The sequence below is a fragment of the Parabacteroides sp. AF39-10AC genome, from assembly GCF_003635405.1.
GTDB lineage: Bacteria > Bacteroidota > Bacteroidia > Bacteroidales > Tannerellaceae > Parabacteroides > Parabacteroides distasonis.
Map to the genome: position 1 here is coordinate 59,931 of NZ_QTLP01000016.1, position 26,182 is coordinate 86,112.

Consider the following 26,182-nt stretch of genomic DNA (forward strand, 5'->3'; position numbering starts at 1 on the left):
ATTATCTCTTTTTAAAATACAACGGCCATAAAGTCTGTATGCGATTCGCTATATGATACGCTAATACCGGAGGAACCGCATTACCGATTACTTTATAAGCGCCTGAGGCACTTAACTCAAAACGTGTACTGTTCTTTTTATGGGAGACAAACGTATAATCCGGCGGAAACGTCTGTATCAAAGCACATTCTCGAGGAGTTAAGCGACGTTCTTGTAAACCGGCGTCTAATTCTTCCGTAATAACGCCCCCATGCTCCCGGGATAAACGACGGTATTCTATATTTCCATGATGCTCGGAACGAATCGTCGGGCCAATATTATCCAGCGCGATCTCCTTTTGACCTTGACAATGAGCTCCCATATATTTCGCCTGTGAATAATACCGCTGGGATGGATCTTCTGTCCTATCCGGTTCCTCCAATCCTACAAATACATCCCGACAAACCACCGGTGGCAATAGTTTCTTATCTTCCACGGTGCAAGCATGTGTCGGACTCGGATAAGGATCGTAAGCTTTGGGTATCTTCTCCTCTTGAAGCGCTCTTAAAGCCTTAACCTTTAACGCGGACTTACGTATCCCGATAAAAATCACACGCTCTCTAGACTCCGGAACCCCATAATTGCCCGCATGTAAAACTTGAGGATCTAAAACAATATATCCATCCCCAGCCGCATGGGCGAAGTCTCTCTGAATAATACTTTTCACGTCTCCCAGATTCACTAGTCCCTTCACGTTCTCCGCGATAAATATCTTGGGTCTCGTAATATCGATCACCTGCTTCATCCAATAGTAAAGTTTACCCCTCGTCTCTTCCGAGGCCTCATCGTCCTCACGCAATTTCCCGGTATGATCCTTATTCGACTCAAACCCTAAACGTTTACCGGAGACACTGAAATCCTGGCAAGGAAAACCTCCCGTGACGACATCTATATTTTTAGGGAAGACTTTTTTCCCCGCTCGATGCTCTTTCACCAAGTCTACGATACTCTTTGTATTATAAACGTTTTTATCATATCCGAATCGATCCATATATTGAAGCCAAGCGGTTTGTGCCTCTTTCAATATATCATTCGCAAAGACCGTTCGAAAACGATTCTTCTGTAAACGAACCCAGTGTTCATCGATAACCTCTTGAACCCACGTATTTTGAGGAGATATAGACTTACGATGACATATAAAATCCCCCTCGAATCCTAAATCCATGCCCCCACATCCGGAGAACAGGGACAAGACCCGTAAGCTATCCAACGATTCAATATCCTTTCCACCTCTTTTCATTTCCGATCCTTGCTATATACTATTTTTTATCAAAAGAATCGCAAATCTACAAAAATCACGGGAAAAGCACTAGAATTTATTAGTCTTTGCTCAAAACAATCTTATGCAGGAAATTGTCCTCATAATAATCTACCATATAGATTATCGAATTATCTTCTGTCGCACATCCAGTGTATAGGCCTCTTCCTTTGGGTAACGAATAACGAGCTACCGGATTCCCATCCCAATCAAATTGCTCCAGATACAAGGGATTCGTTTCATCCGTATCTTTCTTTGATTCCCGGTAAACGGCATAGACATACTTGTCACTCGCGAAACAACTGTAATAATAGAGAGGATTATCCGGCGAAGAGGTAGTTTGTAAGGTTTTATCTCCAAATCGGCACATCTTCACATGGTTACCATCAAAGTCAAAGAAAACGATCCGGTCATGAAAGGTAAACGCAAATGCTTCTCGTTTTCTTGAAAAGCTATGCGCCAAATTTCCGATATAGAAAAACCAACCTGCTCCTTCAGCGAACAGGAAAGGTACGGTTCCCTTCACTATAGTATCATTCAAGCTTACCAATCCTATTCCCATTCCATCATTTGAACCTAGACTAACCTGCATCTTGCCATCTCCCATATATAAAGGCTTATCAGGGACTATCTTATTTTCAGGGATTTCAGCCAATTGATCATACTCCTCTAGTTTAAGGGTAGTGGACAAGCTAAAGATCCGATTATTACGTATGTTCCAGACGTAGCAAAGCTTATCGGTCTCTTCCGTGGGTATCATGCGTATATCATTGAACTCATCCGGTCCCTCGCCAAAAGGGGCTAATTGAGCAACCGTTTTATAATCGGGCAAAGAGAGTACATGCAAAAGATAGGCTCCCTCCCGCCACTCAAGGTGTTTAACGATGAGGTAGTTGCCTTTAGCCAATATATTCACTTCCCGAAGCTCGATCTCCAAGTCAATCGGTATCCGCTCAATAGAACGGATCTCCCCTTTCGGGAAATCAGATTTCTCTAGCTGAATGATATTCGACTTCGGTATTTCCGGATACTCCACTCCACCAAGTTGAACTAAATTAACAACTTGAGAATTATTTGATTTCTCATGTCCACATCCTGCCAATAGCAGAATAATTACGGCAATAGCACTAAAAAAGGCAACAATACGCATATCCCTAACTATTATAATATTCTACTTTCAATCCTATTCCCCCGGTTCAAGGCCCGTGACTTACCAAATTATTCCAGAGTCAATACCTAAAGCTTTCATTTTTTTTGGCATTAGCCTTATATTGAATAGTTTGTCAAAGATAGTTCTTAATCACGAAAGAGACAATATCGCAAACAAAAAATGCAAAAAGGCCTCAATAATTATTCAAAATTTATACATCATATACAAGCAAAAGCCATGCATAGAATTATCTCTCTACACATGGCTCTTTTTCACGTACTCTTTTCTTATAGGCAGTTATTCATCTTTGTTTTGGTTCTAAATAAAACATTATGTGTTTCTATATTTTATTATTCCATCATTTCAAAACAAAAGGAACATATACAGAGAGCATCAAATCCGAAAGATGTCCACGACGGCCATTAGCCGGTCCGTTATTGAAATGCTTCAAGGTATTGAAACAGCCATATTGATAAGAAAGGCCGAACTCACAATGCTTGCTTAAACGATATCCCACCTTCGCCATCACGGACAGATCAAACACGGCTTGTGGTTGTACATAAAGCGTAGGAGCGATACCGGCACCCAAATGGAATTTCTTGGCAAAACGCCAATTCCAACTAGCGGCTACGGAGATAGGCATGACAAATTCATCAATCGTCTCAGTACCACCTTTGAATATATGTGAACCACCTTCCATACCTTCGTAAGAAAGATAACGAGAAGACTTGACAGTTTCCATTTTTTGGAATCCCATCGTCATATCCAAGTCATAGAAGAATTTCTGTTCCGGAAGGAATCGGAAGCGATAACCGATCATACTATTCAATTTATAATCGTTCCGATAATCCAAATTCGATTTATCCCCCCAAGTAGTCTCCTTCCAACCGTCCTGCAAAGGGAATCCAACACCAGCACCTACTAATAACCCATGCTCTACTTGAGCGAAAGCTGAAGTTGTTATTAACAATAATAAAAATAAAACTTTTTTCATCGTATTAAATATTTATCCTTCTCTCAGTAGTATTGACGAATAACCCTTAAATGGAATGTCATCGGCTTGAATTTCCAAAGTTCCATTAAGTATCCAAAGAGGTGAATAGGCATTTTTACCACAAATACCTAAATCAATTGTATTTTTACCATAAGCTGCATATTTTAGTTTAAGTGGTTGATCATTACAACTCAAAAATTGCCCATTGTTAGGATTTGTAACACCAAAACCTACACCAGATCCTTTCACTCTATAATCTAAATACACATCTGCATGGTGTTTTTTCCACATCACCTTTTTTTTCTGACTAAGTATTTCACAACTTACTACCCGATATTCTTGATTAGATATCATCCGAGAACCTGTAAATTTAGGAATTGCTCTTGCTTTTACATAATCACCACCAGGTATTTGATATTTAATTTCAGCACAATTCATATCAGATTCAGTTGTGGCTCCATTACTACCATACAATGATATTCCTAATCCAAAATATTCCTCTAAAGATTCATATACAGCAGTATATACAACACTATCTCCAATTAAAAACAATCCTTGCCTATTTACAAAAGGACTATACGTGGAACCTTTTAATTTATAATGCGCAATAAAATCTGTAGAATCATAAGGTTCAAACATGAAAACATCATCATATTTTTGTTTGAATTCTTTAATTTGATGAGCAGGCCAAGGTTGGCTAAGATCTTTCTCATAATTGTCTACAATAAGCTCCTGTTCTTGATCTGCTTCTTGCATAAGTTGCCATTGACTTACGAAACCAGCTCCCGAGAAAATATTATTTATCTCTTCTTCTGACATATCATTCATCTCCCAAAGCATCGCATTAAATACGGAATCATTCTTGAACTGAATACATTTATCTCCCGCATAATCTACAATTTGGAAATCTGCTTCACCAACAAAAGCCTTCGTTTGTAATCCTGTCGTTTCAGCAACCTTAATCAACTCCGCATCATTACTACATGACATCATTAATAAAGTACATGCAGATGCTAAAAGCACTGTCTTTTTGTCCATACATCTAAAATTTAAATTATTTATAAATTAAAAAGACCTTCTGCGTAGTTTTCTGAATCTGATATATAAAGTCCATAAGATCCAGAAGTACATTCATCTAATGAGATAATACTAGAAGAAACATCTTGTGTATCCACTATCTCCTCATAAACGATATTTCCATTCGCATCCGCAACAGATACTCGTACCTCTCCTACATATTCCAAAAACTCCAAGGATAAAACTTTTGAGGTTTCATCTATGTCTGCTTTTATAGGTACATCCAAATTTACAGATCGCTGTTTTTTCTTAAGATGACCATGTAAAGGCACATGACCTGCAAAAGATGGAATACAAATTGAAAAAATAAACAACACTGCTAGTAGCCATTTTACATTTTTCATAATCTCTCTTTTTTGTTATGTTTCGGTTGCAAATCTAGAGATTATATATGATCTAAAGGGGTTAAATTATGTAATCCACATAGACAAAGAAAAAAACGTAAACACTTGACAATCAAATACTATAAAAACAAATACATAGACAAACAATCGTAGAGCCCCTTAAATGAAGGTTTATTACATACTAAATATTAACAAGAGATTCATACAATCCTTGTTTACCTTCCCAATTTAATTTCTTTCGTACTCGCAAACGTGTACGATCGACGGAAGTAGGAATAATATTTAAAAGGATAGATATAGCTGTTGAATCAAGTTTAAATAATGTAAGGAAACAAAGATGCATCTCCGATGGTGACAAGCCTGCATCCTTCAGTACCTTTATAACACTAGGGTAAACTTCCATCATCAAAACTTCAATATCAATCCACATTTTTTCGGAAACGGGTGCTTCAGAATGATTAGGCTGCACAGTTTGAGATATTTTCTTTATTTTTTTAGCTAAATTACTATTGAGAATTTTAGATTCTCTTAATTCGAATAATCGAGATCTCAAGCTATCTACCTCTTTCTTTACATTTTCATATTCCACTTGCATTTTCACCGAAGAATGCTGAGTATTTTGCAATTGGATTAGTTCATCACTCTTTCTCCGAAGTTCTGCATATAATTGATATATGCTTTGATTCAAAGTATTAATTTTTTCTTGTTGTTTTAAAAGTGAACGATTCTTTCTTCTTATCGTAGCTAAATAGACAATAATGAGTAAAGCACATAAAAATAACAATATCAATATAAAAGTATAATTCCTTTGCCCCTTTAATAGTAATCTTATATTTTCATTATGCAATTTCAAATGTTCATATTTTTGTTCTGTATCATATATATCGACAGATTTACTTATATTCATAAGGGAATCCTCTGCTGCTACATATTCTTCATAAAAAGACAAAGCTCTTTTATAATCATCTCTTTCTTTATTTATTTTATAATAATGATAAGCAATAGTAGCCGGTACAAAATCATTATCTATGGATACACTATTAGCCTTTTGAAGATAATTTTCCGCTTGTTCTAAATTTCCACGCTTTTGCTCAAGATCTGATAAGGTCAAATAATCCGAAGCAGTATCACTCGAATCCTCTTTTATGCTCTTCAATAAATATTTTTCAGCTAAATCATATTTTTCCAAAACATTAAATATATTACCTAGACCATTGTATACATAATTTCTAACCTCATCTACTCTCAAGGAATCTATTATCACTTCTGCTCGCTTCAATATAGTTAAAGCTAAATAATTAGAATCAACATCCATATAACTCCTTCCCTCATTCACAAACGAACGCACATAGCTTTTCATATTACCGGCCAATCGAAAATACCGTCCGCTCTCCTTATATTTTTTTGCAGCTAACACATAACGATCATCCAGTTCATACAAATCCCCCATATAACTACAAATATACCCGGCACGATTATAGTTCTTAATCGCCAACGCAACCTCCAGCGCATCGGAGTAAGCCCTCATTGCCTTCTCGTACTCCTTATCCTCCACATACGAACGCCCCAGATAAAGGCCGATCTCAGCCTCCTCTTCCCGCATCTTTTTCTTTTGATAGTATTTCAAGGCGATCTCAAGCTGGTTCGTATAAGGCATCTCGTCCTCTATTTTATCGGCGGCACGTGCGTATAACATACACCAACGGGCTATCAGACGGGGACTCATCTCTTCCGGGAGCGGAATGGAATCCAATGTAGTGATTACGCTATCCGGATAGGCATCAAACAGGCGTTCCGCCTGATTGATCAAACGGATTTCCTCAGATTCATTTTGGCATCCTACCACAAGGAAAGTCAAGGAAGTTAATAGTATATATATAAATGACTTCATCCTTTATTATAAATAAGCAAAATTAAATATTTTTAATTCATAAACAAACGATAGAACAACAAAATAACAAATACAAGAAGAAAAAACACACAATAAGTCCATGCAAAGGTATCAAGTTATATATACATGAATATCAGTGATATAAAAACATCATCATGTTTTCCGGAAAACACGTACATGTTTTTCCAAAAAGTCGTACGTGTTTTTCATAAATCACGTACGTGTTTTTCCCGGAAATCTTATAAGGAAAATAAGAACACATAAAAAATAGACAATAAGCCGGATCAGCAATAATTCATTGTACAACTTACAAATGCAACCAATCATAAATATCCAACTAGCTTATTGCTTATCTCAATTATTTTACAAACCTTTGCGACCATAATATTAAACTAAAATCTTTACTATGGAATTACAAACGATACAAAACAAGATTTATGAGATCAGAGGGCAAAAAGTCATGCTGGATTTTGATCTGGCGGAAATGTATGGAACGGAAACCGCCCAACTGAAACGTGCGGTCAGACGTAATATAGAACGCTTTGAAGGAGATGATTTCATGTTTGAGTTAACCAAGGAGGAACTTTCAAGATGCCAATTTGGTATCTTGAACAAAGGAAGAGGTAGTAATTTCAAATATAAGCCTTTTGCTTTCACGGAATTAGGGGTGGCTATGCTTAGTAGTGTGCTAAATTCTAAAACTGCCATAAAAATCAACAGAAACATTATGAGAGTCTTTGTCGCTATTCGGAATTATACCTTACAAGCTACCACTAGTTCCATCGAAATTAAAGAGCTACAAGAACGTATCAAATCTCTTGAAATGGCTAATGAAGAAACGCTTTGCGCTATCAATGATCTCAGTGAAGATACCCAAAAGTCTTTGGATGATATTTACATAGCTCTTTCCGAACTGGCTACAAAGAAAAAGAACAATGCTAAAAGACCTAAAATTGGTTATATCAAATAAAGTAAACTAATAAGTTCTTATACTATGGAATTACAAGCGATACAAAACAAGATTTATGAGATCAGAGGGCAAAAAGTCATGCTGGATTTTGATCTGGCGGAAATGTATGGAACGGAAACCGCCCAATTGAAACGTGCGGTCAGACGAAACATAGAACGCTTTCCTAATGATTTTATGTTCACATTAACAATTCAAGAATTTAACAACTTGAAAAACAATATGGTATGCCAAATTGGCATCTCAAAGAAAGGAGGTAACCAATATGCTCCATTCGCTTTCACGGAGCAAGGTATAGCAATGCTTTCTTCTGTACTCAGATCCGATACAGCCATTAAAGTCAATATCTCTATCATGCGTGCTTTCGTCGGCATACGACAAATAATAAGTTCTTCCTCCCCTTTGCTTGAACTCCAACAAGAAGTAAAGGAACTCAAAGCGTATATCGAAGAAGCATTTGCCGATTACAACGACATCAACGAAGATACCCGTACGCAACTTGAGCTAATCAATCTGTCACTCGCTGAGTTACAAGCGAAAAGAACCGAGAATCAATCTCGCCCCCGGATTGGTTACGTGAAATAAACAGTTCATGTAAATAACTCATATAAAATAAATAAATTCACTAACTTTGTGGCCTTAAATAGAAAACGATACAAAAACGATAAACGATCATGGAGTACAATTTCAGAGAGATTGAGAAGAAGTGGCACGACTACTGGATTGCCGAAAAGGTTTATAAAGTCGAAAAGGACACGAATAAGCCTAAATACTATGTATTGGACATGTTCCCCTATCCTTCCGGTGCGGGATTGCACGTTGGCCACCCGCTCGGTTATATAGCTTCTGATATTTATTCGCGTTTCAAACGTTTGCAAGGTTTTAACGTATTGCACCCGATGGGTTACGACGCTTACGGACTACCCGCCGAGCAATACGCCATCCAAACCGGACAACATCCGGAGATCACGACAAAGAATAATATAGCCCGTTATCGGGAGCAATTGGAAAAGATCGGTTTCTGCTACGATTGGAGCCGTGAGATCCGTACCTGCGATCCCGAATATTACAAATGGACGCAATGGGCCTTCATCCGGATGTTCAACAGCTACTACTGCAACGACGAGAAGCAAGCCCGCCCGATCAGCGAGTTGATACAGGCTTTCGAGACCAGTGGTACGGAAGGTCTGAACGTAGCTTGCGGAGAGGAACTTAGTTTCACCGCCGATGAATGGAAAGCCAAGAGCGATAAAGAAAAACAAGAGATATTACTCAACTACCGGATCGCTTATCGTGGCGAGACCATGGTAAACTGGTGCGCCGCCTTGGGTACCGTATTAGCGAACGATGAGGTCGTGAACGGTGTTTCCGAGCGTGGAGGCTATCCGGTGGAACAAAAGATCATGCGCCAATGGTGCTTACGTGTATCCGCTTACGCACAACGCCTGTTGGACGGATTGGATACGATCGACTGGACGGATTCCTTGAAAGAGACCCAAAAGAACTGGATCGGACGCAGCGAAGGTGCCGAGGTTCGCTTCAAGGTAAAAGACAGCGACAGGGAATTCACGATCTTTACGACCCGTGCCGATACGATGTTTGGTGTTACCTTCATGGTATTAGCTCCGGAAAGCGAATTGGTTCAACAATTAACTACGGCAGACCAAAAAGCGGAAGTAGACGCTTACCTAGATCGCACCAAGAAACGTACCGAGCGCGAGCGCATCGCCGACCGTCAGGTAACCGGTGTATTCAGTGGTTCCTACGCTATTAACCCGTTTACGGGCGAGGCGGTTCCCATCTGGATCAGCGACTATGTATTGGCCGGCTACGGTACGGGAGCGATCATGGCGGTTCCGGCGCACGATAGCCGCGACTACGCTTTCGCGAAGCATTTCGGACTGGAAATCCGCCCCTTGGTGGAAGGTTGCGACGTAAGCGAGGAAAGTTTCGATGCCAAGGAAGGTATCGTATGCAATTCTCCGAGAGCCGGCGTTACTCCTTATTGCGATCTTTCCTTGAACGGACTGACGATCAAGGAAGCGATAGCCGCTACCAAGAAATACGTAAAAGATCACGATCTGGGACGTGTGAAGATAAACTACCGCTTGCGCGACGCTATTTTCAGCCGCCAGCGTTATTGGGGCGAACCGTTCCCGGTATATTACGACGCCGATGGCATGCCTCAGATGTTGCCGGAAGAATGTCTGCCCTTGTTGCTGCCGGAAGTAGATAAATTCTTGCCTACCGAGACGGGCGAGCCTCCATTAGGACACGCCGTTAAATGGGCTTGGGACACGGTAAACCAAAAAGTCACCGAGGTATCGAAGATCGATAACCAGACGATCTTCCCGCTGGAGCTTTGTACGATGCCGGGCTTCGCCGGTTCTTCCGCTTATTATTTGCGCTATATGGATCCGCGTAATGATAAAGCCTTGGTAGCTAAAGACGTGGATGAATATTGGAGAAACGTGGATTTATATATCGGTGGTACGGAACACGCTACTGGCCACTTGATTTACAGCCGTTTCTGGAATAAGTTCTTATTCGACTTGGGTATCGTTTGCGAGGAAGAGCCGTTCAAGAAATTGATCAACCAAGGTATGATCCAAGGACGGTCGAACTTCGTGTACCGCATCAACGGAACCAATAAATTCGTTTCCTTGAACTTGAAAGACCAATACGAGGTCACCCCTATCCACGTAGACGTAAATATCGTATCTAACGATCTGTTGGATATAGAGGCTTTCAAGAACTGGCGTCCGGAATACAACGACGCAGAGTTCGTATTGGAAGATGGTAAATATATCTGCGGATGGGCGGTCGAGAAGATGTCCAAATCCATGTTCAACGTAGTGAACCCGGATATGATCGTTGAGAAATATGGTGCCGATACCCTACGTTTGTACGAGATGTTCCTAGGCCCGCTGGAGCAATCCAAGCCTTGGGATACGAACGGTATCGACGGCGTACACCGTTTCTTAAAGAAGCTTTGGGGCTTGTTCTTCGGCAATACGGATACCCTGCAAGTTACCGATGCCGAGCCTACGGCCGACGAATTGAAATCCTTGCATAAGCTGATCAAGAAAGTAACGTTCGACATCGAGCATTTCTCATACAACACGTCCATTAGCGCCTTCATGATTTGCGTGAACGAGTTAACGAGCTTAAAATGCAGCAAGCGCGCCATCTTGGAGCCGCTGATCACCTTATTGGCTCCGTTCGCTCCCCACATCACGGAAGAGCTATGGCATCAATTAGGACATGATACGACCATCTGCGATGCCCAGTGGCCGGAACATAACGAAGAGTATCTGGTAGAAAAATCAGTTACCTACGTCATCTCATTCAATGGTAAAGCCCGTTTCAACCTCGAACTTCCGGCAGATATCTCCCGTGAAGACGCTGAGAAGGCGGCCTTGAGCCATGAGAACTCAGCGAAGTGGATGGAAGGCAAGACCGTTAAGAAGGTAATTGTCGTTCCCGGCAAAATCGTTAATATCGTAGTGGGATGAACTTAAAACTCACAAAAATCTATTTTTCCGTACAGGATTATCTAATGATCCTGTTCGGAACTCTATTATACGGATTCGGATTCAACGCCTTTATCCTTTCCAACGAAATCGTGACAGGTGGGGTAAGTGGTATCTGTGCGTTGATCTTCTTTGCCTCCAATGGATTGATCCCGGTATCCGTATCTTATTTTGTCATCAACGTAGCCTTGTTGGTGGTAGCCTTAAAGATCCTTGGTCTAAAATTCTTGATAAAAACTATTTTCGGAGTTTTCTCACTCTCGGCTTCTCTCTCTCTCTTCGAGTGGCTGCTGAAAGGACAACCTATACTGCACGACCAGCCGTTTATGGCTATCATAATCGGAGCGTTTATGTGTGGTGCCGGACTAGGATTGGTATTCTCGGCGAACGGTAGTACCGGAGGTACGGATATTATCGGTGCGGTAATCAATAAATATAAGAATATATCGATCGGACGTATCCTTCTGTTTTGCGATTTCTTCATCATCAGTTCCTCTTTCTTCCTGTTCCATAACGTGGACAAGATCGTTTTCGGTTTCGTGGAGATGGTCATAAGCAATTACGTTCTCGACATGGTATTGAACGGTAACCGCCAATCCGTACAATTCCTCATCTTCTCCCAGAAGTACGACGAGATAGCGGATCGCATCATCCATGACTTAGGCCGTGGCTGTACGATACTGGACGGCGAGGGCGGTTATTCCCGCAAACCCGTCAAGGTAGTCGTACTACTCGCCAAGAAATCCGAATCCGTCTCCATCTTCCGGATCGTGAAACGGATAGACCACCAAGCGTTCATCTCCCAAAGCATTGTCCGAGGGGTATATGGTGAGGGGTTCGATCAGATAAAGACTTAAAAAAGAATATACAAACAATTTAAAGCATTTCCATACGTTATATATCTACCGTATAGAAATGCTTTCTTATTTAATAGATTACGAAATATGAAACTTGTATTCGCGACAAATAATCAACACAAACTGGACGAGGTCCGCAAGATAACCGCCGGATACGCGGAAATCATAAGTTTATCCGATATAGATTGCCATGACGATATCCCCGAGACGGCAGATACCTTAGAGGGAAATGCTTTGCTAAAAGCCCGCTATATCAAGGAGAAATTCGGATATGATTGTTTCGCTGACGACACGGGATTAGAAGTCGAGGTATTGAATAATGCTCCGGGAGTCTATTCGGCTCGTTACGCAGGAACAGGGCACGACTCGGAAGCTAATATGAACAAGCTGTTGTCCGAAATGAATCATAAAGAAAACAGAAAAGCACGTTTCCGCACGGTCATAGCTCTAGTCCTTGACGGAAAAGAATATACCTTCGACGGTATCGTGAATGGCTCTATCACTACCGAAAAACGCGGAAATAGCGGATTTGGATACGATCCTATATTCATGCCTGATACCTATACACAAACTTTCGCCGAGATGGGTAACGATACAAAAAACCAGATCAGCCATCGTGCGAAAGCCGTCATGAAGTTAACATCATTTTTATCTGATTACAATTGTTAATATGAGACATATACTTACTATCATTCTATTTTCATTCTTTTCATTCACTGTATTAGCCGCGAATTTTAATACAACCGGATGGAAAACGTATCTTTCTTACAATAACACAAACAGCGTAGAGGAATCGAACGACCAAGTATTTGTGGTAACGGAAGGATCTCTTTATACGTATGGAAAAGAAGATAATAGTATTAAGCAATATTATAAAGGAAACGGATTAAATGATAATACGATTTCTTTGATCCGCTATAATAAACAAACAAAATCACTCCTTATTATCTATGATAATTCAAATATAGATATACTTGAGGGAGGAGTGGCGACAAATCTACCTTATCTGTCGACCAGTACGTCCATAAGAGACAAACAAATCAATTCAGTATTGGTACATGATGAATATGCCTATTTATCGACAGCATTCGGTATCGTCGTGGTCAATATGGCCAAAAAGGAAATAAAGGATACCTACAAGCTTTCCTTAAATATAACATCGTGTGCCATACAGAATGGCAATATATATGCCTCTACAACCAATAAGGCAGAAGTATCTTCGGGGATTATATACGCCTCATTAAAAGAGAACCTACTGGATAAGGCAAACTGGAAGCCCTATGGATTATCAAACCTTTCCGATAGTCATACGATCTCAGCTATCGCTTCATTCAAGAATACTTTGTTCTACTTGGTCAGTCAGCAAGGTATCTTCTATGAAAACAATGGAGAGCTTTCCCGAATAATAAATAGCTCAACCCTAAAATACATGAAAGTAATAGGCGAAAAATTAGCATGTATAGATAACTCAAGGGTTTTCATCGTATCCGATACGCAAAAGTTTGACCAAATAAACTTAAGTATCAATGATATCAGTACCTATCAAACAGACAAATATTGGATAGCGGAAGGAAGCAAAGGGCTACGTTCTATCCAACGGAAAGGATCAAATAGTTTTGAGGCTCTTAATGAACCTATCATTTTAGACGGACCTTACAGCAATAGCGCATTCGATATTGTTTGTAAAAATGATAAAGTATATATGATCATAGGAGGTAAAGACCTCCTAAATGGTAAACGCTTCGACAAAGGAGGTTATATTCTTACATACGATTATGATAAATGGTCTTTTATCGATCCTAAAGAAGCCCAAAAGAAACTCAATTTACCAAGAAATCCACGAGACTATACAAGTATAGCCGTAACGACCGATGATTCTAATGATGAGATCGTATACGCCTCTTCCATGGGTGATGGCGTTATCCAATATAAGAATGGAACTCCCGTCCAGTCATACAATGAAAAGAATGCCTTTAAAGAAACCGCAGGAGGCTATGGGTCCGGTTATTGTTATATAGATGGACTGGCCTTTGATAAAAATGGAAATTTGTGGATGACAAGCTCAGAGGTTAACCATGCGGTACTTGTTCTTGACAAAGCAGGAGCATGGCATCGTTTGGATATCGAGCAACTTAGAGGAGTTTATACAATAAACGATATACTTATAACCTCCACGAACGACAAATGGATTTATGTGCCTCGTAACACCCCTAAACTTGTAATGATACCGAATAGCGAGTCTTTAGACGAAGTTTCCTCGTATGAGTTTACTACACTTATTGATACCGACGGAAAAGAATTGACTCCTAGTAATTATACATGCGTAGCCGAGGATAAGGATGGATATATCTGGGTTGGTACGAATCGGGGGGCCGTATATTTCACTAAACCTAGGATCTCTTCCGCTGAGGATAAAGCCGCTACACGTTGTACAAGGGTAAAATATACCAATGAGGAAACTGGCAATCTCGCTTATTTCTTAGATAACGTTGTCGTCACGACCCTAAAAGTAGACGCAGGTAATCGAAAATGGATTGGAACCAAAGGAAATGGCGTTTATGTTCTAGATAATGATAATGAGACAATCGTTTATCAATTTAATACGACCAATAGCCCGCTCCTTTCCGATAACATATACGATATAGAGATAAACGATAAGACCGGTGAGGTTTTTATCGGTACCGATAAAGGACTAAATTCCTATCAAGGAGAAGCTTCGGAAGGTAAATCTGATTACTCGGAGATCTATGCATATCCTAATCCGGTACGTCCCGAACATATGGATAAAGTAACGATTGTAGGATTAATGGATAATTCGAATGTAAAAATCACGGATTTAAACGGAAATATTATTTATCAAACTAAATCCTTGGGGGGACAAGCTATCTGGAATTGCCGGAGCGCAAACGGATCACGTGTAGCGACAGGCGTATATCTTGTACTAGCTTCCACAGAGGAAGCCTCAGAGAGCGTCGTAACAAAAATCATTGTAGTCAAATAGAACAATGAATCAATCAGAGAAAGTTTTACTCAACTCCAGATTAATAAATCAAGTAAAAGAAGCGAATAATTTTGATTTTATTCGCTTCTTTCTTGCGTATTCTGTCATGTTCAACCATTTCAGCACACTGACAGAGACAGATCCTTTTTGGTTTGTTAGCGGAGGATTTCGAGTGAAAGGTTTCTTTATTATTAGTGGATTTCTTGTTATGTTTAGCTTCTTACGTACGCCTAATACCCGGATTTTTTTCCGTAAACGTATTCAACGTATTATGCCCGCCTACAGCTTGACTATTTTATTATGTGCCTTAATCGGATTATTCCTTACCTCTTTATCCTGCAGGGAATACCTCACCTCTTCTAGCTTATACACCTATCTTATCTGTAATTTACTTACATTTAACTTTTTATCGCCGGATTTACCCGGCGTATTCGATACCAATCCTTTACAAGCGATGAATGGGTCTTTATGGACTATCAAGGTTGAATTCATGCTATATATCACCATACCCATTATCTATTGGTTACTGAAAAGATACAATAAATTGGTATGCCTACTTCTTATTTATATCTTATCTTTCATCTACTCGACAACGTGTAATTATTTAGATGATATGACACACAACCCTATTTATGAATTCATGAAAAGACAATTCCCCGGACAAATGATGTACTTTTGTTCCGGTATTATCATACTTGCCTATTTCCCTGTTTTTCGAAAATATATGAGATATTTGTTCCCTGTCAGCCTATTTCTTTTATTGGGTAGAGAGTATATGTTGCTGAGTATTTTCGAGCCTATCGCTCTAGCCTCTATCATTATCACGGTAGCTTACGGATTCAAGTGGTTACATGTATTCAACCGGATGGGAAATTTCTCGTATGGTATTTTCTTGATTCATTTCCCGATCATCCAAATATTCATTCATTACGGACTTGATCGGTATAGCTTGATATTGACATTGGCTCTTACCACTATCCTTAGCACCGGATTGGGTATGTTATCCTGGAAATACATAGAGAAACCCTGTTTATATCATCCTAAAAAGAAAGCCTAGAAGAACGCAATGACCGGATGATCTGATCTGTTATCTTCTCCGCTCCTTTCCGGTTCGGATGGATAGCGTCATAAAAATCCGACGTATCCAATAGATCCATACAGTCGACGATAAGGATAGAATCAAACATTTGAGTAAACATTCGCAAAGCTCGTTGTTTCTCCGCTACTGTAAAAGCTGTTATATCCGGGTTATACGGCATGACAACCAGACAATAAATAATACCCCTATCCCTAAAATAAACGGAAGAACGCTCTATTAACCTTTTCCATTCAGGAGTGATTTGATATGCCTCGAATTTATTTTCTTCATTCTGTTCTTCTACTTTCCGTTTATAGACAGATTCATTTCTATCAGACATCGTAGAGTTTGGATAACGTAAATCAGAGGTTATAATTCCGGGGATAACATCATCATCCAACTTATTACGCAGATAAGTAGTCAAGCCGGAGAATAAACAATTTCGAGCCACATAATTATAGTATAAATTCGGTTCACTTAGAGGTTTCTCTAAAGCAGGAAGTAATTCACGGGTAAAACCATCCATTTTATATCCATACATATGTAGAGCTACCCGGTTGGGATCATCCAATTCGATCGGGCCACGTAATTGATCTAAATCCACACACTGTACAACTACTTGAACAGAAGATGGTAAATAGGAATAATACAAGGCACTCTCACTCAATCTCTGACCGGTAGAGGTAAGATTATATACACAGGGATTTCCTCGCAACTCTGCTTCTAACTTGTATCCGTTCACACCACTCATACCGCGGCTATTACCTAAAATGACAAGATCCGGACGCTCTTCCGGATTATTTAACGTACTCCATATAAGTCGTGTTCGTACGTAGTCGTTAGGCAATAATCGATAGAGATAGGGAGTGATCTGATTGAACAAAAACAACAAGATCCCCAGAAACAACAGGAATCTTATCATACTCTTTATTTGTTTATGCGTTGGTTTCATACTTGCTAGAATTGAAAATAAATAAAGCTAGAAGCGTTATTTCCGAAGAAATATATACAAAATAAGAGGATCGCATATAAAGTATATCGTATATATATACTTCGTATTTTCTTAATATCAAATCCAAACGGTCGTTCCCGGTTCATCCATTCGACCACCAGCATACAAGCAATAAAAATAAGCGATAATAAAGCAGAAACATTATTGGCCCCACTTACCTTAGGCACACGGAATAAAGAAGAGGAGAACAGATCATATATATAATCGAATGCCATTGATATATTCTCAGCCCTAAATAGAATCCATCCGATCACCACGAAGCCAAATGTAACCAACATAGACACAACGTTTGATGGTATCAACCTTATCTTTACATATTTCTTTAGTATCAACAATGCTATACATAGCAAACCATGGTAAACACCCCAAGCCACAAATGTCCAGTTCGCTCCATGCCAAAGACCGCTCAAGAAAAATATGATCAAGATATTCCGAATATGTCTAAAGAAACCATTATGGCTACCTCCCAAGGGAATATATACATAATCTACGAACCAAGTATTCAACGAGATATGCCAACGTCTCCAAAATTCGGCTATATCTAAAGAAAAATAGGGATACCGGAAATTTTGCCTCAACTGTATCCCAAACAACTTGGCTGTACCTATAGCGATATCTGAATATCCGGAAAAATCTCCATAAATCTGGAATGAGAACAAAACGGCTCCCAATAGCAAAGTACTAGCCGGGTAATTTCCATAGTTCCCGAATATGTCATCTACGACCAAGGCACAATTATCGGCTATCAGGATTTTTTTGAAAAACCCCCACATCATTTGTCGTATCCCATCTACAGCGTCGTTATACTCGAAGCTGCGAGGTCTCTCAAATTGTATCAACAGGTTAGTAGCCCGTTCGATAGGACCGGCCACCAACTGAGGGAAAAAACTAACAAATGCGAAAAAGGAAACGATATCTCTTGTTACCGGTAATTTACCTCTATACACGTCAATCGTATAACTTAAGGCTTGGAATGTATAAAAACTAATCCCGACCGGTAATAAGAGAGAAAGCGTAGAGATGTGCAATGAAATCCCTATATAAGAGAAAGCATCTATCAAACTATCCACAAAAAAGTCGTAATACTTGAAGAAAGAGAGTATCAGTAAGTTAAATATGACATTCGCAGCCACGATACCTTTATCGAACCAGCGAGGTATCTTCCCGGCCCTCGCACGTACTTCCTCTATTCCTATCCCACTCAGCCAACTACAGAAAGAGGTAAGGGCTATCAATGCCAAGAACCGGTAATCCCACCACCCGTAAAAAAGATAACTAACTACGACTACAAATAAATTCTGTAGTCGTAGTCGCTTTCCGAAGACAAGCCAATACAATAAAAATACGATTGGCAAATAAATCAAATATTCAATCGAATTAAATAGCATAATAACCGCGAAGATATATACTAATGCTTTATACCCTCGAACATCTCCGAGCGATCTTCTTTCGCTTGGGTGGATTTGGCCTTGAAACTATTAAATGTCCAACTCAACGTCAACGTGATTTGTGGATATTTGGGTTTGATACGTGTCAGGGAGCGTAAATCCGCTGTTTGGATATCGCTGATATATTTGGCAGAACGGAAAATATCCCGGAAAGCTAAGGTAGCGGTTAGTTTTCGGTTACATAGTTGCTGGCGAACGGCTACGTTCGCATACCAATAAGCGTCCGTACGGCCCTGCGTCGTTACGGAAGGGCCTACAAAACTACCATCCAATTGGATACGGGTGTATTTCCCCAGATTAAACAGGTTATTCCATAGGATATCGTAATTGGTGCTTGAGGTCGTATTTCCACCGGCGGCCTGTTCGTTCTTCACCTTATAGTGATAAACGTTTCCGTTGACCGTGGTATTCCACCAACGTACCGGATGCAGGCTGACGCTTAGCTCGATACCTGTTGAATAATCATGTCCTACGTTTGACATCGAGTCTAAGGTTACACCGGCTGAATAAGGTACGCGCAACCGCTCGATCTTATCTTTCCGATACCGATGAAAGGCGGTAGCGGATACCGTATTTTCCCCGAAATTCTTCCGGTAGTTCAATTCAAAGGAGTTGATGTACTCCGGACGTATATCCGGATTACCGATCTCGGCCGTATAAAAGTCGCGATACGTAATATAAGGCTCCATATAGAAAAGCTGCGGACGTGTGGTACGACGGGAATAGGAAGCCAACAAGCGATGCTCATTCGGGAACGTATAGCCCAAATGCACCGATGGGAAAAACTCAAAACGATTCTTCGTACGATCCGCTCCCTCCACGGAACTTCGCAAGACCGTATGCGTATGCTCTCCCCGAACGCCGGCTTGCGCCTCTAAATTCTTCCACGTATGGGAAAGAATCGTATAGATAGAATTCACCCCTTCTTGAAAATAAAACGTGTTGTAGATATCGTCACGCCAAAAGAACGTTTGTCCCTTGGGGTCCCACCATTCCATATTGTAATCGCCGTCTTCCAGATAAGAATAATATTGGTAACCCGCCTCTAGCTTACCTCCTTTCCCGAAAGGCAAGGCGTAATCCAGATTGATACGCATCGTTTCCCGATGCTCGGCCTCATAAGCACGGTGCCCCTGTTGGCGTTGCCCTTCCAAAGACATCAAGTCATTAAAGAAATATTCCAACGCATGACCGCCATATTTGTAATAGGCGCTACCGGAAAGCTCGTGCCCCTTATCGTTGAACTTATGCTGTACCGCCAGACTTCCCAAACCTATATTCTCATCATTATCATAATCATCTATGCTTCGATAATCTTCCGTCACCGGAGAGCCGCCCGCTACCGAACGGGTTTCCTTATAGTTCATCTCTCCCTTACGCTTATTTCCGCCATAGCCGCCCTCCAGATCCAACGCGATGGTTGTCTTGGGAAGATTCAGGCTCCAACCGCCTTTCAGCGTATAATGGTAACTGTCTCCCGTACGAGGCCCGACGGAATGCGAAGTCGTTGTTTGATCGCCAACCACCGTCTTCTTCTCTTGATCGAAATCACTCTTACGCATACGATCCGTCCACTGTCCGCCGATGTACCAACGGGAACGCTGATGTTGCTGTGCCAACAAGAAATCGACATGGCGGGAAAGCCACGTACTTCCCGAGAGATTCACCATCCCGCTCAATCCTCGCTGGGAATGCTTCTTCGTGATAATATTGATAATGCCCACGTCGCCTTCCGTATCATGCTTGGCGGAGGGCGTCGTGATAATCTCTATATTCTCTATATGCCCGGCCGGGACTTGCTCCAAAGCCTGTGTACCCGAGAAGACACTCGGCTTACCATCTATGTAAACCAAAAAGCCGCTGCTTCCACGAAAAGTAACATCGCCTTCCGCGTCTACCCGTATGGAAGGCGTATTCTCTAATATATCCACGGCGGAACCGCCTCCTCCCATCATATTGGAGGAAGCCTCGACCACTTTCTTATCCAACTTATAAACCAATTGGCGTTTCTCAGCCACTACCTCCACTTCGGCGATACCTACCTCCAAGGGACTCATCATCAACTTACCTAAATCCACCGGAGACGAGGCATCCAAGATGATATCATTCTTTGTAAACACATCATATCCCATCAGACGGACCATGACCACATAATTACCCGGAGCCACCTTAGTAAACGAGAAACGTCCTTGATCGTCCGGAAAAGTCTGTTGCAAAGGTTTTTCACTTCCCATCGCAAACAGAAAGATATCCGCATAATTAATCACTTGATTCGTAGAGGCATCTATTAACTGCCCCTTAATACGGGCATTCGGAGAAGTAGCCCACGAGAGCGCACAAATCACCCATAATAAGGCCAACATTAGTCCTATCTTTTTCATGATATTGAGAATTACAATTAGATTTCTACGCAAAAGTAACTAAATTCAGAATGTTACGGTAATTAATAGCGATCATTCTTGATATATTCTTTCCCGGGATCGTCCGAGTTCGAGTAGCGAAGCAAATGGTTTCTTCCTAGGGAAACAAAAGTTTCTTCAGTACAAAACTTTAGTTTTCTTCTATGAAAACAAATGTTTCCTATGTGTAAAACTTTTGTTTTATACCACAAAAAACCACAAATACTTATATATTAATATTTTATCTATATAAAGAAAGGAAGAAAAACGGACTGATTATATACGTAGAGTGTAGAAAATTCCTTTGACGGCATGGCAAAGACACTTACTAAAAGCGGGAAATGATGGTAGATAAAGACTTACTATTGTAGATGTTTTCCTATCTACAACAATAGGATAAATATTTTAAATTCAAATGATTATAAGGATAGTTGTAGATATTGTACATAATTTTGATTATTTACATATAATAGACCGGGCTTAGCTTTTATATCACTCAAGTCCGGCCTATCGGTTGAGACCTATCCCGCATTTGTTTGGATCAGAGTCCCAGCTTCTCAGAGATCTCCAACATCTTCTTGATCGGTTTGATGGCCTTCTTCTGTACCTCCTCGTCCACGAATATCTCCGGCATCTCGAACTTCAAGCAATTATATAGCTTCTCCATCGTGTTCAAGCGCATGAAATTACATTCGTTGCAAGCGCAAGTACTGTCGTTCGGAGGAGCCGGGATGAATTCCTTATCCGGACTCTGCTTGCGCATCTCGTGAATAACGCCACTTTCCGTCGCTACAATGAATTGTTTTGCGTCGGACTTAATGGTATGCTTCAGCAAAGCCGCGGTCGATCCTACGAAGTCTGAGACCTGTATAACCGGCTGCTTGCATTCCGGATGGGTGATCACTTCCGCATTCGGGTACTGTTTCTTCAAAGATAAGATCTTTTCCAATGAGAATTGCTCATGCACGTGGCAAGCGCCATCCCAAAGCAACATATTACGTCCCGTGATGCTATTGATATAATTACCTAAGTTACGATCCGGACCGAAAATCATCGGTGTACCTTCCGGGAAGCTCTCCACGATCTGGCGGGCGTTCGTGGAAGTAACCACCACATCCGTGACCGCTTTCACGGCGGCGGTCGTATTCACGTAAGAGATTACCGTATGACCGGGATGTTGCTTGACGAACTCGGCGAACTCCGTAGCCGGACAACTATCCGCCAAGGAGCAACCGGCATTCAAGTCCGGTACCAGCACTTTCTTATCCGGACAGAGGATCTTCGCCGTCTCTCCCATAAAGTGAACCCCACAAAGCACGATGATATCCGCCTTCGTCTTAGCCGCCCATTGTGCCAAGGCCAGACTGTCTCCCACATAGTCCGCTATATCTTGTATATCGCCTGTTTGATAGTAATGCGCCAAAATAATCGCATTCTTCTCTTTACGTAACTTGTCGATCGCTTCCTTAAGGTCTAAATCCTTAGGAACGGGCGCATCCATGTACCCGATTGATTGGTTTGTCAACATAGCCTTATATATTAATGATTCCTGTTTCTACTGCTCCCAATAGGCTTTTCACTATATATAAACAATATTATCCACAGAAAGTATTACTGATAATCTTCATCTTATCTAGTTTATCAACCTATTGTTCACAAAGCACAAAGGTATAAACTTTCTTCATTTATAGAAATAACAAGAAAGATTCTTATCTTTGCTGTCGATGGATGAGCTGTCGTGAACCATCAAGAGTTATCCACAATCATTATATTATATTCTTATTAATCTTTAATTTTAAAAATAAATATGATGAATATGATAGGCTGTTGAAATGGTTAATACATTTTTGTTACAATCTTTGGTTATTGACTTATTAAAGTCTGTGAACGGTTTATCAAAAGGATACCAACAGCATGGATGTCTATCTATAGATTGTAATTCTTATAGTTATAGACTTTATGAATATTTAGCTGTTTATTGTTGATAACCTTGATTGTGAAAAAATAGATCCTCCAGCAAGGTTGTCAATAGGTGTATAAGGGCTGTTGATAGTGCGTAATAAATAAGTGGCTTATTCATTTGCTAATTTGAGAAAGGGGGGGGTATGGACAAGTATTTGAATAAAGCAAGAAATATTTTTCATTTTATGTCCACTACTTATTAATAGCTTTTCAACGGCATATCCACGGATATTCGCTACTTTCGCGGTCAAAGATATTTGTTATGCGAAAATTAAAAGTAACCGAATTGAACCGCCTGACTCCTGAGGCTTTTAAGGAAAGTAAGAAGATACCTTTAATCGTTGTCTTAGACCATATTAGAAGTCTAAACAACGTGGGTTCCGTGTTTCGTACCTCCGATGCTTTCCGGGTAGAGGCTATTTATCTTTGTGGTATTACGGCTTGCCCTCCGAACGCAGAGATCCATAAGACCGCCTTAGGAGCGGAAGAAACCGTAGATTGGGAATATTTCAAGGATACCCCGGAGGCTGTTGATAAACTGCGCCAAGAGGGGTATACGGTATGTGCCGTAGAGCAAGCGGAAGGTAGTGTCATGTTAGATAACTTGCAGTTAGACAAGACAAAGAAATACGCTATCGTCATGGGTAACGAGGTAAAAGGCGTTCAACAAAATGTGGTTGATAACTGTGATATATGTATTGAAATACCTCAATACGGTACAAAGCATTCCTTGAACGTATCGGTTACTACCGGTATCGTGATCTGGGATTTCTTCAAGCAACTATCAGATTAAACCATTCTCAACCAATACGACGACCCGTTCGGTCATGGCATCTTTACCTTTCGGGTCGTATTCCGATTTCAGACTGGCTCCGAACATTCCGGCGAAGAAATTCCAAAAGCCCGCACGGAAACTTCCTAGATAGGCTTTCAATAAATTGTAACTGGATTGATTACATTCCCTATCGATCAGTTTGATAAGTAGCTTACCTTGCGAGAAGGATAATTTTTTTAGTTCCGGTTTATATTGGGCGAACAACTCTTTCTCCATCCGTTTCAAGTGGGCTTGGCGGGCCTTGTCATTCGGTAAGGTTTCCATGTATTCGTAGGTCTCTATCAACGTATCATACACCATCTTGGCATAGGGCAAAGTACGCTTTACGTCTCGTACTAACTTATTGTACTTCGCTTGTTCACGCTTATTCTTAAACTTAACTTGAGGATATATGAAAACTTCCCGAAGGTTGACGACAGCCATTGTATCACCTTCATACAGTTGAGCTTTCTGATAACCTTCCGGAACAATATTTGTCTTTACCGCCTGCGCCATCCCTTTAAAGCTACAGAGAGCGAGTAGAGCCAAAATACAATATATCCCTTTTCGTATCATATACCGCGAAAATATAAATACTGCGTGACTCTCAGCATCATTTATCTGTTAATAACTTGCTAAATGAATATAAAACATTACATTTGCGCAATTGACAACAACTTAAGAATATATTAACTATGAAGAAAGAAGAAATTACCGCCCTATTCGGAAAATTCGAATCCATTTCATGTGAGGTAGAAGGTATAGAATGCTGGAGTGCCAGAGAGTTACAACCTCTATTAGGATATGCCAAATGGGATAACTTTATCAATAATGTAGTGGTGAAAGCCAAAGAAGCGTGCCGGAATGCGGGAGAAAATATAGAGGATCACTTTCCCGATGTCGGGAAAGTGATTATTGTGGGGCATGGTGCTGAGCAACAAATAAATGACATCTTATTAACACGCTACGCATGCTACTTAATCGCACAAAATGGTGATAGTCGTAAACCACAAGTAGCTTTCGCTCAGACTTATTTTGCGGTACAAACCCGTAAGGCCGAGGTGATTGAACAACGCCTATTGGATTGTGAACGCTTAAAGGCCAGAGAAAAATTAAGTCAGACTGAAAAACAATTATCCGGAATCTTATACGAAAGAGGTATTGATAATAAAGGATTCGCGATTATTCGTTCTAAGGGAGATCAAGCTTTATTCAATTTAAGTACACAGATGTTGAAAAAGAGAATGAACGTCCCCACGAATAGACCTATCGCTGATTTTTTACCGACTATAAGTATAAAAGCTAAAGACCTAGCGACTGAAATGACAAACGTAAATGTGCAAGCGAAGGATCTATATGGACAATCTCCTATTGAAAAAGAACATATTGATAACAATACTGCTGTACGTGATATGTTATTGCAAAGGGGGATTAAGCCTGAACAACTTTCTCCTAATGAGGATATTAAAAAGGTACAGCGTAGGATAAATAAGGATAATAAGAAAAACTTGAAGAATAAGTAGAAACCATACAAAATCTTAACTATGAAATATCTATTGCTATCCCTGTTTGCGGGGGTATTTTCATTGTATGTACATGGTGTTGATAACTTACGTTTACCGGATGTTCGTAGCGTGGGAATGGGAGGGAATGTGGCGACGCAATCTATTTTATTCAATCCGGCCCTTATTGTCGATAAAGAGAAAAAATCTATTCACTTAGAATACTTTAATCGGTACATGTTGAAAGAACTGGGTACGATGTCCGGTAGTTTTTATTATCCGAATCAACTATTATCCGCAGGTGTTGATATCTCTGTTTTCGGGTTTGATAAGTACAGGGAGATGATGGTTCGTGTGCTGGGAGGAAAACGCTTGGGGGATCAATGGGCGTTAGGGCTTGGAGTTCACTATAGTTTCTTGCAAACTGATCTATTGGAAAATACAAGATCCAGACTGTCAACAGATATTGGAATCACTTTCTCTTCTATTGATAAGTTGTTAATAGGAATGTTAATAATGAATTTTCCTTCTGTTTCTATAGGAGATAAAGATATTGAAATAGAAGATTTTAATTATTATTTAATTCAAATAAGTTTTCAATGGGAGATTATAAACAGTCTGTTAATTACAGGAAGTGTAGGAACGGAAAATGAAAACCTAGTTGTTGGAAACTTTGGTCTTGAATACACCGCTTTCGATTCTTTTTTTATTCGTGCCGGAATACAGACCGCTCCTCTCCTGCCCTCTTTAGGAATTGGTTATAACTTTTCTTGCTTTACGATAGATGTAGCCTCTATTTACCATCCGATTTTAGGGATGAGTACCGGTCTTGGTTTATCATTCTCTTTTTAAATGA

Annotated in this window: 21 protein-coding genes; 10 read left to right on the top strand and 11 right to left on the bottom strand. The window is 40.3% G+C overall.

What is annotated here, in order from left to right:
* Position 1 precedes the first annotated feature (1 nt).
* The 6 genes from DW033_RS15160 to DW033_RS15185 form a co-directional block, all read right to left on the bottom strand.
* Positions 2 to 1,279 (bottom strand): DNA cytosine methyltransferase, encoded by a 1,278-nt coding sequence (locus tag DW033_RS15160; protein ID WP_005863765.1) that lies wholly within the window; start codon positions 1,277 to 1,279, stop codon positions 2 to 4.
* A gap of 79 nt (positions 1,280 to 1,358) precedes the next feature.
* Positions 1,359 to 2,447, bottom strand: a complete 1,089-nt coding sequence (locus tag DW033_RS15165; protein ID WP_005863764.1) for a hypothetical protein — start codon at positions 2,445 to 2,447, stop codon at positions 1,359 to 1,361.
* Between the two features lie 358 nt (positions 2,448 to 2,805).
* Positions 2,806 to 3,441: an outer membrane beta-barrel protein gene (locus tag DW033_RS15170; protein WP_048926937.1), complete on the bottom strand. Its 636-nt coding sequence runs from the start codon at positions 3,439 to 3,441 to the stop codon at positions 2,806 to 2,808.
* 12 nt (positions 3,442 to 3,453) lie between these two features.
* Positions 3,454 to 4,479 (bottom strand): DUF4848 domain-containing protein, encoded by a 1,026-nt coding sequence (locus DW033_RS15175; RefSeq protein ID WP_048926938.1) that lies wholly within the window; start codon positions 4,477 to 4,479, stop codon positions 3,454 to 3,456.
* A gap of 20 nt (positions 4,480 to 4,499) precedes the next feature.
* Entirely contained in the window at positions 4,500 to 4,862 is a 363-nt protein-coding gene (locus DW033_RS15180; protein ID WP_048926939.1) for a DUF3244 domain-containing protein, read from the bottom strand.
* A 181-nt stretch (positions 4,863 to 5,043) separates the two neighbouring features.
* Positions 5,044 to 6,753 (bottom strand): lipopolysaccharide assembly protein LapB, encoded by a 1,710-nt coding sequence (locus tag DW033_RS15185; RefSeq protein WP_048926940.1) that lies wholly within the window; start codon positions 6,751 to 6,753, stop codon positions 5,044 to 5,046.
* Positions 6,754 to 7,159: 406 nt separating this feature from the next.
* Between DW033_RS15185 and DW033_RS15190 the strand changes: the two genes are divergently transcribed.
* From DW033_RS15190 to DW033_RS15220, 7 genes are all read left to right on the top strand, one after another.
* A complete protein-coding gene (locus DW033_RS15190; RefSeq protein WP_122382884.1) occupies positions 7,160 to 7,723 on the top strand; it encodes an ORF6N domain-containing protein in 564 nt (187 codons plus the stop codon).
* A 24-nt stretch (positions 7,724 to 7,747) separates the two neighbouring features.
* Positions 7,748 to 8,305: an ORF6N domain-containing protein gene (locus DW033_RS15195; RefSeq protein WP_008778931.1), complete on the top strand. Its 558-nt coding sequence runs from the start codon at positions 7,748 to 7,750 to the stop codon at positions 8,303 to 8,305.
* A gap of 89 nt (positions 8,306 to 8,394) precedes the next feature.
* Positions 8,395 to 11,235, top strand: a complete 2,841-nt coding sequence (gene leuS, locus DW033_RS15200) for a leucine--tRNA ligase (protein WP_005863756.1) — start codon at positions 8,395 to 8,397, stop codon at positions 11,233 to 11,235.
* Entirely contained in the window at positions 11,232 to 12,110 is an 879-nt protein-coding gene (locus tag DW033_RS15205) for a YitT family protein (RefSeq protein ID WP_005860386.1), read from the top strand. Before leuS ends, DW033_RS15205 begins: the two co-directional genes overlap by 4 nt.
* A gap of 87 nt (positions 12,111 to 12,197) precedes the next feature.
* Positions 12,198 to 12,779, top strand: coding sequence for a non-canonical purine NTP diphosphatase (locus tag DW033_RS15210; protein ID WP_005860384.1), 582 nt, complete (start codon positions 12,198 to 12,200; stop codon positions 12,777 to 12,779).
* Between the two features lies 1 nt (position 12,780).
* Positions 12,781 to 15,111, top strand: coding sequence for a T9SS type A sorting domain-containing protein (locus DW033_RS15215; protein ID WP_122382885.1), 2,331 nt, complete (start codon positions 12,781 to 12,783; stop codon positions 15,109 to 15,111).
* A 4-nt stretch (positions 15,112 to 15,115) separates the two neighbouring features.
* The gene (locus DW033_RS15220) at positions 15,116 to 16,168 is read left to right on the top strand and encodes an acyltransferase (protein WP_048926945.1); all 1,053 of its coding nucleotides are present in this window, start codon (positions 15,116 to 15,118) and stop codon (positions 16,166 to 16,168) included.
* On the opposite strand, the gene DW033_RS15225 is transcribed toward DW033_RS15220, so the two are convergent.
* From DW033_RS15225 to nadA, 4 genes are all read right to left on the bottom strand, one after another.
* On the bottom strand, positions 16,152 to 17,111 hold the full coding sequence (locus DW033_RS15225) for a hypothetical protein (RefSeq protein ID WP_227154513.1): 960 nt from the start codon (positions 17,109 to 17,111) through the stop codon (positions 16,152 to 16,154). The genes DW033_RS15220 and DW033_RS15225 overlap by 17 nt on opposite strands.
* A gap of 35 nt (positions 17,112 to 17,146) precedes the next feature.
* Entirely contained in the window at positions 17,147 to 18,589 is a 1,443-nt protein-coding gene (locus DW033_RS15230; RefSeq protein ID WP_048926947.1) for an MBOAT family protein, read from the bottom strand.
* 20 nt (positions 18,590 to 18,609) lie between these two features.
* Positions 18,610 to 21,030, bottom strand: a complete 2,421-nt coding sequence (locus DW033_RS15235) for a TonB-dependent receptor (RefSeq protein WP_121960725.1) — start codon at positions 21,028 to 21,030, stop codon at positions 18,610 to 18,612.
* Between the two features lie 559 nt (positions 21,031 to 21,589).
* On the bottom strand, positions 21,590 to 22,576 hold the full coding sequence (nadA, locus tag DW033_RS15240) for a quinolinate synthase NadA (protein ID WP_005863738.1): 987 nt from the start codon (positions 22,574 to 22,576) through the stop codon (positions 21,590 to 21,592).
* 696 nt (positions 22,577 to 23,272) lie between these two features.
* On the opposite strand from nadA, the gene DW033_RS15245 reads away from it, so the two are divergent.
* Positions 23,273 to 23,803, top strand: coding sequence for an RNA methyltransferase (locus DW033_RS15245; protein WP_005860365.1), 531 nt, complete (start codon positions 23,273 to 23,275; stop codon positions 23,801 to 23,803).
* Here DW033_RS15245 and DW033_RS15250 read toward each other — a convergent pair.
* Positions 23,795 to 24,400, bottom strand: coding sequence for a DUF4294 domain-containing protein (locus DW033_RS15250; RefSeq protein ID WP_008778681.1), 606 nt, complete (start codon positions 24,398 to 24,400; stop codon positions 23,795 to 23,797). The two genes, DW033_RS15245 and DW033_RS15250, sit on opposite strands and share 9 nt — an antisense overlap.
* A gap of 119 nt (positions 24,401 to 24,519) precedes the next feature.
* On the opposite strand from DW033_RS15250, the gene dinD reads away from it, so the two are divergent.
* Together dinD and DW033_RS15260 are read left to right on the top strand one after the other, a co-directional pair.
* Positions 24,520 to 25,347, top strand: coding sequence for a DNA damage-inducible protein D (dinD, locus tag DW033_RS15255; RefSeq protein ID WP_005863734.1), 828 nt, complete (start codon positions 24,520 to 24,522; stop codon positions 25,345 to 25,347).
* Positions 25,348 to 25,368: 21 nt separating this feature from the next.
* Positions 25,369 to 26,178 (top strand): hypothetical protein, encoded by an 810-nt coding sequence (locus DW033_RS15260; protein ID WP_009016541.1) that lies wholly within the window; start codon positions 25,369 to 25,371, stop codon positions 26,176 to 26,178.
* Positions 26,179 to 26,182 lie beyond the last annotated feature (4 nt).